The 13972-nt window shown below is 71.4% G+C and carries 13 protein-coding genes; 7 read left to right on the top strand and 6 right to left on the bottom strand.

Annotated features, from left to right (window positions below):
• Positions 1 to 6: 6 nt before the first annotated feature.
• Complete coding sequence (mfd, locus tag FHP08_RS06250) at positions 7 to 3489, bottom strand: transcription-repair coupling factor (protein ID WP_407703997.1); 3483 nt, start codon at positions 3487 to 3489, stop codon at positions 7 to 9.
• A gap of 211 nt (positions 3490 to 3700) precedes the next feature.
• Between mfd and FHP08_RS06245 the strand changes: the two genes are divergently transcribed.
• From FHP08_RS06245 to FHP08_RS06220, 6 genes are all read left to right on the top strand, one after another.
• Entirely contained in the window at positions 3701 to 4504 is an 804-nt protein-coding gene (locus tag FHP08_RS06245) for a 2-C-methyl-D-erythritol 4-phosphate cytidylyltransferase (protein ID WP_147703456.1), read from the top strand.
• The gene (gene ispF / locus FHP08_RS06240) at positions 4501 to 5031 is read left to right on the top strand and encodes a 2-C-methyl-D-erythritol 2,4-cyclodiphosphate synthase (protein WP_147703455.1); all 531 of its coding nucleotides are present in this window, start codon (positions 4501 to 4503) and stop codon (positions 5029 to 5031) included. The genes FHP08_RS06245 and ispF overlap by 4 nt, the downstream gene beginning before the upstream one ends.
• Positions 5032 to 5065: 34 nt before the next feature.
• Positions 5066 to 6151 carry a hypothetical protein gene (locus tag FHP08_RS06235; protein ID WP_147703454.1) on the top strand — a complete coding sequence of 362 codons (1086 nt, stop codon included), beginning with the start codon at positions 5066 to 5068 and terminating at the stop codon, positions 6149 to 6151.
• A gap of 62 nt (positions 6152 to 6213) precedes the next feature.
• Positions 6214 to 7584, top strand: a complete 1371-nt coding sequence (locus tag FHP08_RS06230) for a TrpB-like pyridoxal phosphate-dependent enzyme (protein WP_147703453.1) — start codon at positions 6214 to 6216, stop codon at positions 7582 to 7584.
• Positions 7584 to 7865 (top strand): GNAT family N-acetyltransferase, encoded by a 282-nt coding sequence (locus FHP08_RS06225; RefSeq protein ID WP_147703452.1) that lies wholly within the window; start codon positions 7584 to 7586, stop codon positions 7863 to 7865. The genes FHP08_RS06230 and FHP08_RS06225 overlap by 1 nt, the downstream gene beginning before the upstream one ends.
• 18 nt (positions 7866 to 7883) lie before the next feature.
• Positions 7884 to 8567 carry a lipoate--protein ligase family protein gene (locus tag FHP08_RS06220; protein WP_147703451.1) on the top strand — a complete coding sequence of 228 codons (684 nt, stop codon included), beginning with the start codon at positions 7884 to 7886 and terminating at the stop codon, positions 8565 to 8567.
• A gap of 37 nt (positions 8568 to 8604) precedes the next feature.
• Here the strand turns inward: FHP08_RS06220 and FHP08_RS06215 are convergent, their stop codons facing one another.
• The 5 genes from FHP08_RS06215 to ompR form a co-directional block, all read right to left on the bottom strand.
• Positions 8605 to 9189 (bottom strand): DUF3501 family protein, encoded by a 585-nt coding sequence (locus tag FHP08_RS06215; RefSeq protein ID WP_147703450.1) that lies wholly within the window; start codon positions 9187 to 9189, stop codon positions 8605 to 8607.
• 106 nt (positions 9190 to 9295) lie between these two features.
• Positions 9296 to 10654 (bottom strand): heterodisulfide reductase-related iron-sulfur binding cluster, encoded by a 1359-nt coding sequence (locus FHP08_RS06210; RefSeq protein WP_147703449.1) that lies wholly within the window; start codon positions 10652 to 10654, stop codon positions 9296 to 9298.
• Positions 10655 to 10826: 172 nt separating this feature from the next.
• A complete protein-coding gene (locus FHP08_RS06205) occupies positions 10827 to 11246 on the bottom strand; it encodes a rubrerythrin family protein (RefSeq protein WP_147703448.1) in 420 nt (139 codons plus the stop codon).
• A gap of 134 nt (positions 11247 to 11380) precedes the next feature.
• Positions 11381 to 12736 (bottom strand): ATP-binding protein, encoded by a 1356-nt coding sequence (locus FHP08_RS06200; protein ID WP_147703447.1) that lies wholly within the window; start codon positions 12734 to 12736, stop codon positions 11381 to 11383.
• A gap of 11 nt (positions 12737 to 12747) precedes the next feature.
• Positions 12748 to 13476: an osmolarity response regulator transcription factor OmpR gene (ompR, locus tag FHP08_RS06195; RefSeq protein ID WP_147703446.1), complete on the bottom strand. Its 729-nt coding sequence runs from the start codon at positions 13474 to 13476 to the stop codon at positions 12748 to 12750.
• Between the two features lie 133 nt (positions 13477 to 13609).
• Here ompR and FHP08_RS06190 point away from each other — a divergent pair, with 133 nt between their 5' ends.
• A complete protein-coding gene (locus FHP08_RS06190) occupies positions 13610 to 13969 on the top strand; it encodes a hypothetical protein (protein WP_147703445.1) in 360 nt (119 codons plus the stop codon).
• Positions 13970 to 13972 lie beyond the last annotated feature (3 nt).

Genomic DNA, 13972 nt, shown 5'->3' with positions numbered 1-13972 from the left:
CGCGCTTCAGTCGGCTAGCGCCTTGAGGATCTCGCGAATCCGCTGCACGCGCTGGGCGAGGTCCGGCGTGGCGAGCGTGAAGCGCAGGCGATCCTGCCCGGAGAGCTTCACGTTCTTGCGGCTCTGGATCAGCGCGATGATCCGGGCCGGGTCGATCGGCGGGTTCGGCCGGAACTGCAGCACGATGGTGTCGGAGGACGCGTCGATCTTGGCCACGCCCAGCGGCCTGGACAGGATGCGCAGCCGGTGGGTCTCGATCAGGGCGCGCGCCGCGTCGGGCAGCTTGCCGAAGCGGTCGACCAGTTCCTCGCGCAGGCCGTCGAGCGCGTCGAGGTCCTCGCAGTTGGCCATCCGCTTGTACAGCGTGAGCCGCTCGTGCACGTCGGCGCAGTAATCGGCCGGAAGCAGCGCGGGCACGCGCAGGTTGATCTCGGTGGTCGCCGACAGCGGCGCGCTCAGGTCGGGCTCGCGCCCGGCCTTCAGCGCGCGCACCGCCTCGTTGAGCATCTCGGTGTACAGCGCGAAGCCCACTTCCTTCATGTCGCCCGACTGACTCTCGCCGAGCACCTCGCCGGCGCCGCGGATCTCCAGATCGTGCATGGCCAGGTAGAAGCCCGAGCCGAGCTCTTCCATCATCTGGATGGCCTCGAGCCGCTTGGCCGCGTCCTTGGTGATCGCCGACTCGTCCGGGATCATCAGGTAGGCGTAGGCCTGGTGGTGCGAGCGGCCCACGCGGCCGCGCAGCTGGTGCAGCTGGGCCAGGCCGAAGCGGTCGGCGCGGTGCATGACGATCGTGTTGGCGGTCGGAACGTCGATGCCGGTCTCGATGATCGTGGTGCACAACAGCACGTTGAAGCGCTGCTGGTGGAAGTCGCGCATCACCCGCTCGAGCTCGCGCTCCGGCATCTGTCCGTGGGCGACGGCAATGCGCGCCTCGGGCACCAGCTCGGCCAGCCGCTGGCGCCGGTTCTCGATCGTCTCGACCTCGTTGTGCAGGAAATAGACCTGCCCGCCGCGCTTGAGCTCGCGAAGCAGCGCCTCTCGGATCGTGCCCTCGGACTCGCGCCGCACGAAGGTCCGGATCGCCAGTCGCTTCTGCGGCGCGGTGGCGATGACCGAGAAATCGCGGATGCCTTCCAGGCTCATCGACAGCGTGCGCGGGATCGGGGTGGCGGTGAGCGTAAGCACGTCGACCTCGGCGCGCAGGGCCTTCAGCGCCTCCTTCTGGCGCACGCCGAAGCGGTGTTCCTCGTCGATGATGACCAGGCCCAGGCGCGGGAACTTCGTCTCGGGCGACAGCAGCTTGTGCGTGCCGATCACGATGTCGATCTCGCCCTTGGCGATGCCCGCCAGCGCGGCCTTGGTCACCTTGCCGGACCGGAAGCGCGACAGCTCGGCGAGCTTCACCGGCCAGTTCGCGAAGCGGTCCGAGAAGGTCTGGAAGTGTTGCTCTGCGAGCAGCGTGGTGGGCGTGAGGATCGCCACCTGCTTGCCGTCGGCCACCGCGACGAAGGCGGCGCGCAGCGCGACCTCGGTCTTGCCGAAGCCGACGTCGCCGCAGACCAGCCGGTCCATCGGCCTGCCCGAGACCATGTCCTGCACGACCGCGTGGATCGCGGCGAGCTGGTCGGGCGTTTCCTCGAAGCCGAAGCCGTCGGCGAAGGCCTCGTAGTCGTTCATGTCGACCCTGAAGGCGTGGCCGGTGCGCGCGGCGCGGCGTGCGTACAGGTTCAGCAGCTCGGCGGCGGCGTCGCGCGCCTGCTGGGCGGCCTTGCGGCGGGCCTTCTCCCATTGGCCTGAGCCGAGCTGGTGCAGCGGGGCCTCGTCGGGGTTGGCGCCGCTGTAGCGGCCGATCACGTGAAGCTGCGAGACCGGCACGTAGAGCGTGGCCCGCCCGGCGTAGCTCAGGTGCAGGAACTCGGTCGGGCCGTCCCCGAGATCCATGGTCACCAGGCCTTGGTAGCGGCCGATGCCGTGCTGCACGTGGACCACCGGATCGCCGACCTTGAGCTCGGAGAGGTCGCGGATGATCGAGTCGACGTCGGTCTGGGTCTCGCGCAATCCACGCCGCGTGCGGCGCACCGTGCCGCTGAAGAGCTCGGCCTCGGTCACGATGGCCAGGCCGTCCCCGGCCAGCTCGAAGCCGTCGTGCAGCGGGCCGACCGCCAGCGCCGCTTCCTCGCTGCTGGCGGCGAAGGCGCTCCAGTCGTCGATGGCGGGCAGCGTGATGCCGTGATCGAGCAGCAGCTGCGTGAGCGTTTCGCGCCGCCCCGGCGACTCGGCCACGATCAGCTTGCGGCCCGGGTGCCCGACCAGGAAGCGCTCGACCCGCTCGACCGGGTTCTCGGCGCGGCGGTTCACCGAGACGTCGGGCAGGGCGAGCGCGAAACGCGGGCCGTCGGCGCCGCCGGCGCTCGCGGCTTGCGCCGAACCGTCGCGGGCCATCGCCCAGCGCCCGAAGCGTCTGGCGTCGGTGAAGAAGCGCTCGGCGTCGATGAAGACCTCGGCTGGCGAGAGCAGCGGCCGTTCGGGGTCGTGCGCCAGGAACCGGTGGCGCTGCCCGATGTCCTCGGCGAAGGCGCGGGCGGCCGCCTCGATGTCGCCGTGCGAGACCACGATGGTCTGCGCCGGCAGGTAGTCGAACAGCGTCGCGGTCTCGTCGAAGAAGAGCGGCAGCCAGTACTCGATGCCGGCCGGCGCGATGCCGTTGCCCACGTCGCGGTACAGCGGGCTCCTGGAGGGGTCGCCCTCGAAGCGCTCGCGCCAGCGCCCGCGGAAGGCGGTGCGGGCGGCCTCGTCCATCGGGAACTCGCGGCCGGGAAGCAGCCGGACCTTCTCGATCGGGTACAAGCTGCGCTGCGTGTCCGGATCGAAGGTGCGGATCGATTCGATCTCGTCGCCGAACAGGTCGAGCCGGAAGGGCAGCGTCGAGCCCATCGGGTACAGGTCGATCAGGCCGCCGCGCACGCAGTACTCGCCCGGGTGCACCACCTGCGAGACGTGGTCGTAGCCGGCCAGCGTGAGTTGCTCGCGCAGCTGTCGCTCGTCGACCGACTGGCCCTTGTGGAAGTGGAAGGTGTGCGAGGCCAGGAACGCGGGCGGGGCCAGCCTGTAGAGCGCGGTGGTGGCGGGCACCAGCAGCACGTCCACGTCGTTGCGATGCAGGGCGTGCAGCGTCGAGAGCCGCTCGGAGATCAGGTCCTCGTGCGGCGAGAACGCATCCCAGGGGAGGGTCTCCCAGTCGGGCAGCAGCCGGGTTCGCAGGGCGGGCGCGAACCAGCCGATCTCGGTCGCGAGCCGCTGCGCGTCGACCACGGCCGCGCAGACGATCGCCAGCGTGCGGCCTTCGCGCGTCTCGCGGGTGGCCAGGGCGGCCAGCAGCAGCGCGTCGGACGACCCGTGGCCGGCGGGCAGGGTGCGGACCTTGCCGGGCGCGGGGGCCGGAATCGCGGCGAGCGCGGGCAGAGCCGCGAGCGCGGCGGCGGCCAGGGAGAGGGTCCGGGCGCGCGCGTCGGCCGCTTCGGCGCTGCCGGCGGGCGGCGATGCGGCGGCGGGCTCGCCCGGCGAGGGCTGGCCGCGCGCGGGCTGCAGGGCGGTGGGGGTCAAGGCTGGATCCGGTCGGGCGCGGCGCGGGCCTGCGGGCAGGCGCAGCGAAAGCTTAGAATTCTAGCTTTTCCGACTCCTGCGCCTCGATTCCCCGATGACGACCCCTGCCGGTGCGCCGCGCTGCCTGGCCGTGATGCCCGCCGGCGGCACCGGCTCGAGGCTCGGCGCCACATTGCCCAAGCAGTACCTGGAGCTGGCCGGCGAGCCGATGATCGCGCGCGCCGCGCGCGCGCTGCTGGCCGCGCCCTGGATCGAACAGCTGGTCGTGGTCGTGGCGGCCGACGACGCCCGCGCAGCCGGCGTGCTGGCCGGGCTGCCGCGCACCACGGTGCTGGGCGAGGGCGGGGCGACGCGCCGCGACACGGTGCTGGCCGGCCTGCGCTGGCTGGCGGGCGCGCGCGAGGCGAGCCCGGACGACTGGGTGCTGGTGCACGACGCGGCGCGCCCCGGGCTCGATCGTCCCTCGCTCGAGCGCTTGCGCGAGTCGCTCGCGGCCGACCCGGTGGGCGGGCTTCTCGCGCTGCCAGTCAGCGACACGGTCAAGCGAGGCGCGCCGCACGACCCTGCACGCCCCGGGGACGCCAGGCAGGGCGGGCAGGCCGGGCAGGGCGGGCACGCCGAGGCATCGGCGGCCCGGGTTGCGCAGACGGTCCCGCGCGAGGCTCTCTGGCTTGCCCAGACGCCGCAGATGTTCCGACTCGGGCGGCTGCTCGGCGCGCTGGAGCGCTTCCCCGATGTCACCGACGAATCGGCGGCCATCGAGCTTACCGGCCTCGCGCCGAAGCTGGTGACGGGTTCGCGAGCGAACTTCAAGGTCACCACCGCCGAGGATCTCGACCTGATGCGGCGCCTGCTCGCCGCCGAATCCGTGCCGCCAGGCGAAGCGAGGACCCGATGAGCGATCGACCGACCAGGAACGCCGGACACCGCGCCGGCCTGCCGTTCCGGATCGGCCAGGGCTGGGACGTGCACGCGCTGGTGCCGGGCCGGCCGCTGGTGGTCGGCGGCGTGACGATTCCGCACGGGGATGGGCTGTTGGGGCACTCCGACGCCGACGTGCTGCTGCACGCGGTCACCGATGCCCTGCTCGGCGCCGCCGGGCTCGGCGACATCGGCCGCCACTTCCCGGACACCGATCCGGCCTTCGCGGGCGCCGACAGCGCGACGCTGCTCGCCGAGGCCGCCCGGCGCGTGCGCGCTGCGGGATACCGGATCGGCAACGTGGACGCCACGATCGTCGCGCAGGCGCCGAAGATGGCGCCGCACATCCCGGCAATGGTCGCGCGGATCGCGGATACGCTCGCGATCGACGCGGCTTGCGTGAACGTCAAGGCGAAGACCAGCGAGCGCCTGGGCTATCTCGGGCGAGGCGAGGCGATCGCCGCCGAGGCGGTCGCGTTGATCGCGGTGGCTGCCGGGGACTGACGCCGCGGCCTGGCGGCGGCGCGAGGAGGAGAGGATGCGGAGATTCCTGATCGTGCTCGCGGCGGCGGCCACCCTCGCCGCGCTGCTCGCGGCCAGCTGGCGGCCGGTTCCGGTCGAGGAGCGGCGGGTCCGGATCGAGGCGCAGCGCGCCTTTCCCGAGCTGGCGGCCAGAGCGGACCTGGCGGCCCGCGTGCCGGTCGAGGTGCAGGCGCAGCTCCTCGACTATGCCGACGACCGAGTGCTTCTGCTCAAGGCAAGAGCTGCCGTGCTCGCCCGTCCCGACATGGCGGCCAGGATCCTGCCCTTGTACGGCGCGACGCCGGAGTTCCGGTCGATCCTGCGCGCGCACGGCGAGGCAGTCCTGCCGCCGATCGCCCACTTCCTCGACAACGAGGTCGTGACGCTCACCCTGGCCGACGCCGCCGCGCGCGCGGTGGACAAGGTGAAGGGCGGGGCGGGGTCGGAACGGCTCGCGCTGACGCCCGAGGACCGGGGCTGGCACGCGGTGCGATTCATCCAGGCCGAAGGGCACGATTTTCTCGGCCAGTTCGAGGTCGCACCCGACGGCGGCACACAGTGGATCCGCACCGAGCGGTTGCTCGAAGGGCTCGGCTCGCTGTTCGCGGGCGGCGTCCGGGACCTCGAGCGCAAGTACCGGAGCGGCCGCGAGGTGACCGCGGGCGACCTCGGCTGGGCGGCCGTCGACGCCGTCGCGGTGCTCGGCGCGGTGCAGGTCCTTCGCGCGGGCAAGGCCGCGGCCGCGGCGGTCCGTACCGGCGAGGCGGGCGCGCGCGCATCGGCCACGGCCGCGCGGCTGGCGCGTGCGGGGAAGATCGGACTGGCCGGGGCGAGCCGCGCGAAGTGGCCGGCGGCCCTCGTGGCGACCTGGATCGCGGTGCGGCATCCCGGTGTCGTGAGCGAGTTCTTCGCCGGCCTGGCCGCCATGGCAGGCGTGCCCGCCTGGCTCGCCGTCTTCGGCGGCTGGACCCTCTTGCTGCTGCCCATCGTGTTTCTGGCACTGCCGGTCCTGCGGCTCGCCACCGACCTGCTGCTCGCGCTGCTAGGATTGCTGCGAGGCGCGCTGGCCCGCATCGAGCGCGGGCCGTCCCGGCGGACGTAACCACGGACCTGCCGACAGATACCCCGAACCTGCAACGCGACGGACATTCCAGGAGACCCACGATGGGCGATCAGATCAAGTACCTGCTCGACGAAAGCAGGATCCCGAAGCACTGGTACAACATCCAGGCCGACCTGCCCAAGCCCATGCCGCCGGTGCTGCATCCCGGCACGATGAAGCCGGTCGGGCCCGACGATCTCGCGCCGCTGTTCCCGATGGCGCTGATCATGCAGGAGGTCACCACCGAGCGCGAGATCGAGATCCCCGAGCCGGTGCGCGACATCTATCGCGTCTGGCGGCCGGCGCCGCTGTTCCGCGCGCGGCGTCTCGAGCAGGTGCTGGGCACGCCGGCCAGGATCTTCTACAAGTACGAGGGCGTCAGCCCGGCGGGCAGCCACAAGCCGAACACCGCGGTCGCGCAGGCCTTCTACAACAAGGTGGCCGGTGTCACGCGCCTGACCACCGAGACGGGGGCGGGCCAGTGGGGCTCGTCGCTCGCCTTCGCCGGCGCGCTGTTCGGCATCGACGTGACCGTGTTCCAGGTGCGCGTGTCCTACGACCAGAAGCCCTACCGTCGCGCGCTGATGGAGTCCTACGGCGCGCGCTGCATCCCGTCGCCGTCGACCGAGACCGAATACGGCCGGGCGGTGCTCGCCAAGCGGCCCGATCACCCGGGCAGCCTGGGCATCGCGATCTCCGAGGCGGTCGAGATCGCCGCGCAGCGCGAGGACACCAAGTACGCGCTCGGCTCGGTGCTGAACCACGTGCTGCTGCACCAGACCGTGGTCGGCATCGAGGCGATGGAGCAGATGCAGATGGCCGACGCGTATCCCGACGTGATCGTCGGCTGCACCGGCGGCGGCTCCAACTTCGCCGGGATCGCGTTTCCGTTCATCGGGGCGGGTCTGCGCGGGGGCGCCAAGCCGCGCATCGTGGCGGTCGAGCCGGCGGCCTGCCCGTCGCTGACCCGCGGCAAGTACGCCTACGATTTCGGCGACACCGCGCACATGACGCCGCTCACCAAGATGCACACGCTGGGCTCGACCTTCACGCCGCCGGGTTTCCACGCCGGCGGCCTGCGCTACCACGGCATGGCGCCGCTGGTCTCGCACCTGAAGGAGCTCGACCTGATCGAGGCGGTGGCCTACCACCAGACAGAGTGCTTCGCGGCCGGCATCCAGTTCGCGCGCGCCGAGGGCATCCTGCCGGCGCCCGAGGCCAACCATGCGGTGAAGGGCGCGATCGAGGAGGCGCTGCGCTGCAAGCGCGAGGGTCGCTCCGAGACCATCCTGTTCAACCTGTGCGGCCACGGCCACTTCGACATGCAGGCCTACATGGACTACACGGCCGGCAAGCTGACCGACCAGCAGTACGACGAGCAGGAGCTGGCGATGGCGCTGTCAGGCCTGCCCAGCGTGCCCGAACCCGCCTGATGCGGGTCGAGGTCCGGCACAACGAGGCGGCGTCGCGCTTCGAGACCACGGTCGAAGGCCTGCTCTGCCGGGCCGACTACCGTCTCGACGGCAACACGATGCGCGTCTTCCACACCGAAGTGCCGCGCGCGCTGGAAGGCCGCGGCATCGCGGCCGAGCTGGTGCGGGCGGCCTTCGAGCACGCGGCGCAGCACGGGCTGAAGGTCGACCCGGCGTGCTCCTACGTCCGGGTCTGGGCGCGGCGTCATCCGGAAGTGGAGAGGCTGCTCGCGCGGGCCTGACCCGGCGGCGCCATCGAGATGCCGGTCATTGTCGACGCGGCCGGCGAGCAGGCCTGGAACGCTGCGTCCATGGCCCAGCGGCCGGTCTCGGTCGCCTGGCGCGTCTGGCGGTGGCCGCGCCCGGGCATCGTGCTGGGCTGCGCGCAGCGCGGCCTGTTCGACGCGGTGAGAAGCCGTGCCGACGCCGGCGTCGAGGTGCTGGTGCGCGAGGCGGGCGGCGGCGCAGTGCTGGTCGGGCCCTGGATGATCGGCGTCTCGCTGGTGCTGCCCGTGGACGATCCGCGGGCCGGGCGCTCGCCGACCGAGGGTTACCGCTGGCTGTCGCTCAGGCTCGCCGACTCGCTGCGCGAGTCGGGTTGCGATGCACGGGCCCTGTCGCCGGAGGCGGTGAAGGCGAGCCGCGGCCCCGCCGGCGATCCGGCGAGCGTGCCCTGGGCCTGCTTCGGTTCGCTGTCGGCCTGGGAGATCGTCGACGCCCGGGGTCGCAAGCTGGTGGGGCTGGCGCAGCGACGCACCCGCGACGCCGTCCTGCTGGTGGCCGGCGTCCTGGCGACCGAGCCCGACTGGGCGCTGCTGTGCGAGGCGATGGGCGCGCCCGCAGACGCTGAGCGGCTGCAGGCGCTGACCGCTTCCTGCCTGCCCGCCGGCGGCCGGATCGAGGCGCTTGCAGCGCGGATCGGATCGGCGATCGGGCAGGGCTGAGATCGGCCGGCGCGGCGCGCGGCTGCGAGTGCGCGCCTCAGGCCAGGTCGGCGACCAGGGCTGCGCGGATCTCGGCGGGCACCGGTTCCTGCGCGGCCTTGTAGTTCGGGTGATCCACGCCGATCGACAGCGGCACGCCGTACTTGAGCGCGGCGGCCATGTCCTCGGTGAGCTCGAAGCGCATGAAGTGCACCGACGAGGTCTTCTCGTCGTTCTCGCGCTCGAGGTCCTCGTCGGCGATCGCGTAGACCTTCGGCGAACCCTCGACCTGCACCCAGACCTTGTCCTCGATGCCGATCAGTTTCGCGAGCTCGCGCTTGCGCACGTCGGCGTCCTCGTACTCGATCAGCATCGTGGCCTTGAAGTTGCGGCCGTCCGGGATCAGCGGGTTGTAGGCCTCGAGCTCGTGCTGGATGCCTTCTTCCTCGAAGATCTTCTCGATCCGCAGCATCTCCTGGATCTGGTAGCGGATGGTGAGCTCGTCCTCGAACAGCAGCGTGAGGTGCGGGCCCAGGCGGACCGCGCGGTGCTTCTTGTGCGCGATGACCTTCTTGCGGAACTCGGGCCGGGCCTTGGCGTAGGCCTCGAGCGTCATCAGCGAGTCTCTGGTTACCTTCGGCATTGGTGAATCCTGTGCAGGCCGGGGGCTGGGGCCCCGCCCGAGTCGCTCCCCGATACTCGCTTGGTCGGGCGGGGCCCCAGCCCCCGGCCCGGCCAAGCTGGTTTCGTCAAGCCAGGCCGTAGGCCATTCTGAGCAAGGTGATGGGGTGGGCCAGCTTGCCGTCGACAGTGCGGCCGGCCTCGGTCATCCCCTGCTCGATATGGTGGCCGGCGAGCTGGCAGTCCGACGCGATCCAGTCGGGCTCGCCGCCGCCGGGATGCTCGCCCATCTGCCGGAACACCGGCCGGCCGATCTTCATCGCGACCTCGTGGAACTCCTTCTTCACCCCCCAGGTGCCGGCGTGGCCCGAGCAGCGTTCGATGGTGTTGACGTTCGTGTCCGGCACCATCTGCAGCATCTCGCGGGTCTTCTGGCCCACGTTCTGCACCCTCAGGTGGCAGGCGATGTGGTACGAGACCTTGCCCAGCGCGGTCTTGAAGTCGGTCTTCAGCAGGCCGTCCTTCGCGCGGGCCACGAAGTACTCGAAAGGGTCGTACATCGCTTCCCGGACTGCCTGAACGTCCGCGTCGTCCGGGAACATCAGCGGCAGCTCCTGCTTGAACATCAGCGCGCAGGAGGGAATGGGCGCGAGGATCGCGTAGCCCTCGCGGGCCAGCTTCGCCAGCGCCGGAATGTTCTTTTCCTTGAGCGCCGCGACCGAATCGAGGTCGCCGAGCTCGAGCTTGGGCATGCCGCAGCAGGCCTCCTTCTCGGCCAGCACGTGCGGGATCTCGTTGTGGTCGAGCACCTTGATCAGGTCGTGGCCGATGCCGGGATCGTTGTAGTTGATGTAGCAGGTCGCATAGATCGCGACCTTGCCAGGGGTGCGCTCGCCGTCGCGCACCGGGTAGCCCTTGGACGGCGCGGCGTAGGCGCGGAATTTCTCGCTGGTGAACTCCGGCAGCCAGGCCTTGTGGTGAACGCCGAGCTGCTTCTCGACCACGTTGCGCACGGTCTTGTTCTTCGCCAGCGCGTTGACCGCCTTGACCACCACCGGGATGCCGGCCAGCGTGCCGTTGCGGTCGGTCGAGGAGAGCTGCGTGTCGCGGAACCGGGTGGGCGTGCCTTGCCGGAACTGGATCGCCTTGGCGCGCAGCATCAGGTGGGGGAAGTCCAGGTTCCACGGGTGCGGCGGCACGTACGGGCACTTGGTCATGTAGCAGACGTCGCACAGGTAGCACTGGTCGACCACCTTCCAGTAGTCCTGGCGATCGACGCCGTCGACCTCCATGGTGGACGACTCGTCGACCAGGTCGAACAGCGTGGGGAACGCGTTGCACAGGCTGACGCAGCGCCGGCATCCGTGGCAGATGTCGAACACGCGCTCCATCTCGTCGAGCGCGGACTTCTCGTCGTAGAACTCGGGGTTCTTCCAGTCGAGAGGATGGCGGATGGGGGCTTCGAGCGATCCTTCGCGTACGGTCATCGTCGTTCCCTGCAGAGGTCTTGGTGTTCGATGGGGCCGGTGCCGCCGGCGGGAGCCTGCGCCCGGACCGCGTGTCCGGAACGAAAAGGGGAGCGCGCGCGCTCCCCCGTCCGCTGGCCGGAGAGCGCCGTGCGGCAGTCGATGGCCGCGCGACGCACCCCCGGACGGGCGATCAGGCCAGGCCTTCGAGGGCCTTGGCGAACTTGTTCGCGTGCGAACGCTCGGCCTTGGCCAGCGTCTCGAACCAGTCGGCGATCTCGTCGAAGCCTTCGTCGCGCGCGGTCTTGGCCATGCCCGGGTACATGTCGGTGTACTCGTGGGTCTCGCCGGCGACGGCGGCCTTCAGGTTGGCTTCCGAGGAGCCGATCGGCAGGTCGGTGGCCGGGTCGCCCACTTCGGCCAGATAGTCCAGGTGGCCGTGCGCGTGGCCGGTCTCGCCCTCGGCGGTCGAGCGGAAGAGCGTGGCGACTTCCGGATGGCCTTCGACGTCGGCCTTGTTTGCGAAGTACAGGTAACGGCGGTTGGCCTGGCTCTCGCCGGCGAACGCATCCTTCAGGTTTTGATGGGTCTTCGTTCCCTTCAGGCTCGGCATTGAAGTCTCCTTGATTGACGGTGGGTCGGAGGATCGCCGGACCGTGCTCGACGGTCGTCGGCGGGCGTCAAAAGGTTAGCAAACTCCGATTGCGCGGGCCAATTGACGAAAGATATCCGATTGATTGCGTCAGGCTATCGCAGGACCGTCGCAGGCACGCGCGGGGCCGGCGCGAGACCCGGGAGCTCGAGGCGGGCGCGCAGCCCGCTTCCGGGCGTCGACGCGAGCCTGAGGCTGCCGCCATAGCGCCGGGCGATCCGGTCGACGATCGCCAGCCCGAGTCCCGCGCCGCCGCTGTCGCTGCGCTCGGCGTCCATTCGCTCGAAGGGGCGAAGCAGCCGGTCGAGCTGCTCGGCGGGCACGCCCGGCCCGGCGTCGGCCACTTCGACGGTGATTCCAGCCGGGGTGGCCGACGCTCGCAGCGCGATCCGCGCCACGCCGTCCGCGCTGCGGCCGTAGCGCAGCGCGTTGTCGATCAGGTTGCCGATCGCGCGAATCAGGTCGGTGGGATCGCCTTTCCAGCTGCGCGTGTCGCCGGTGTCGATCGACAGCTCCAGCGCGTCGGAGGCGACGAGCGGGCGATAGCTCGACGCGGTCGCTTCGATCACCGTGGGCACGTCGACCGCTTCGCCGCGCGGCGGCTGCGCGATCCGCGCGTAGTGCACGAACTGCCCGACGATGCGATCGATCCGGTCGATGTCGCCGGCCATGGCCTCGCGCTGCGCCTCGTCCAGCCGCGCCAGCTCGATCTCCATGCGCAGGCGCGCGAGCGGACTGCGGATGTCGTGGGAGATGCCGGCCAGCGCGATCGTTCGGTCGCGCTCGAGCGCCGCCAGGTCGGCGGCCATCCGGTTGAAGCGCCGGTTGAGCTCGGCGATCTCGATGGGGCCGCGCACCGGCAGCGGCGGCGGCGCCTCGCCGCGGCTGACCGCGCCGAAGGCGCGCGCCAGCAGGGCCAGCGGCCGGTTGACCAGGCGCGAAAGCACCAGCGCGCCGACCAGCGACAGAACCAGCGCGATCGCGCCCAGCAACCGGACGCTCGGGCCGAACTGCCGCTCGACGCGCTCGCGCGGCAGGATCAGCCAGTAGGCGTCGCCTTCGATGCCGAAGCTGATCCAGACCCCGTCGATTCCGTTGACCCGCCCGGCGACCTGGGTCGGCTCGCCGAGCAGTTGCCGCAGCCGCGGCTCGATCGCCCGCAGGCGCGGGCCGGCGGCCGTGGCGTCGATCCGGTCGCCCGGTTCGAGCGGGATCACGCGCACGCCTTCGTCGCGGGCCAGCGCGTCGAGCAGCAGCAGCCGCCGTTCGGCGTCGGCGCTGACCAGCGCCGACCGGGTGAGGTTGAGCACGGTGGCGAGCTCCCAGGCCAGCCGCTGCTCGGGTGGGGCCGGATCGAGCAGGCGAATCGAGCCCAGCGTGGCGGCGAGGCTCGCCACGATCAGCGCGGCGAGCATCAGGAAGGTTCGCCAGAACAGGCTGATCCGCGGCATCGCGAGCCGGCTCACTGGCCGTCGGGCACGAACACGTATCCGACGCCCCACACTGTCTGGATGAAGCGGGGCTGCTGCGGGTCGGCCTCGATCAGCTTGCGAAGCCGCGAAACCTGCACGTCGAGGCTGCGATCGTAGGCGCCGTATTCGCGCCCGCGGGCCAGCGCCATCAGCTTCTCGCGCGACAGCGGCTGGCGGGGGTGGCGCACCAGCGTCTTGAGCACCGAGAACTCGCCCGAGGTGAGCGGCACCGGCTCGCCCCCGCGGGTCAGGGCGCGGGTGGCCAGGTTGAGCACGAAGGGACCGAAGGCCGCTTCCTCCGGCTCGGTCGACGGCGCCCCGGGCAGCTCGGGCGGCGGCTGGCGGCGCAGCACCGCGTGGATGCGGGCCAGCAGCTCGCGCGGATTGAAGGGCTTGGGCAGGTAGTCGTCGGCGCCGACCTCGAGGCCGATGATCCGGTCGACGTCGTCGCCGCGCGCGGTGAGCATCACCACCGGCGTGCGCTCGCCGGCGCCGCGCAGCCGTCGCACGATCGACAGGCCGTCTTCGCCGGGCAGCATCAGGTCGAGCACGATCAGGTCGAAGGGCTCGCGAAGCAGCAGGCGGTTCATCGCCGGGCCGTCGGCGGCGAGGCTCACCTCGAAGCCGTTCTCGGTCAGGTAGCGCCGGAGCAGGTCGCGCATCCTGGGATCGTCGTCGACGACCAGGAGCTTCCGGGCGGCGGGAGCGGTCGTGTTCATGGCGGCGATGATAGCCTCGGGTGTCCGATTTCGGGTCGCACCGCATGGGCCGGCGGCTCGCGGTTTACCAGTTGTTACAGCGCTTACCGGTGAAGCGGTATCGATGCGACGCGTGCGCCGATAGAATTCGGGCATGAATCGGGCAGACGCGCGCCATCCAGCATCGACCGGTCGCCGGGGCTTCCTCAGGCGGCTGGTTGTCGGCGCGCTGGGCGTCGCCGGCGGCGCGGCCGTGCTTGCGCCGGCCGATGCCCTCGCGCAGCCGCGGCGCTCCGAGCGTGGCCGAGGGCTCGATCCCGACGAGCGGGACCGCCTGCGCCGCGATCTTCGCGAGCGCGGCTTCGACGGCTGGCAGCGTCGGGAGGCAGCCCCCGATCCCCGCCAGGATCCGCGGCGTCGGGAGCCGTCCTACGGGACGCCGGGCCGGCTGTCCGACGACGAGCGTCAGCAGCTTCGCCGGCAGCTTCGCGAGGCCGGTCGGCGCCGGAACTAGGGG

The organism is Zeimonas arvi (assembly GCF_008039575.1).
Classification (GTDB): domain Bacteria; phylum Pseudomonadota; class Gammaproteobacteria; order Burkholderiales; family Burkholderiaceae_E; genus Zeimonas; species Zeimonas arvi.
Note: the sequence above shows the minus strand (reverse complement) of the source record. Positions and strands in the feature narration are given on the sequence as shown.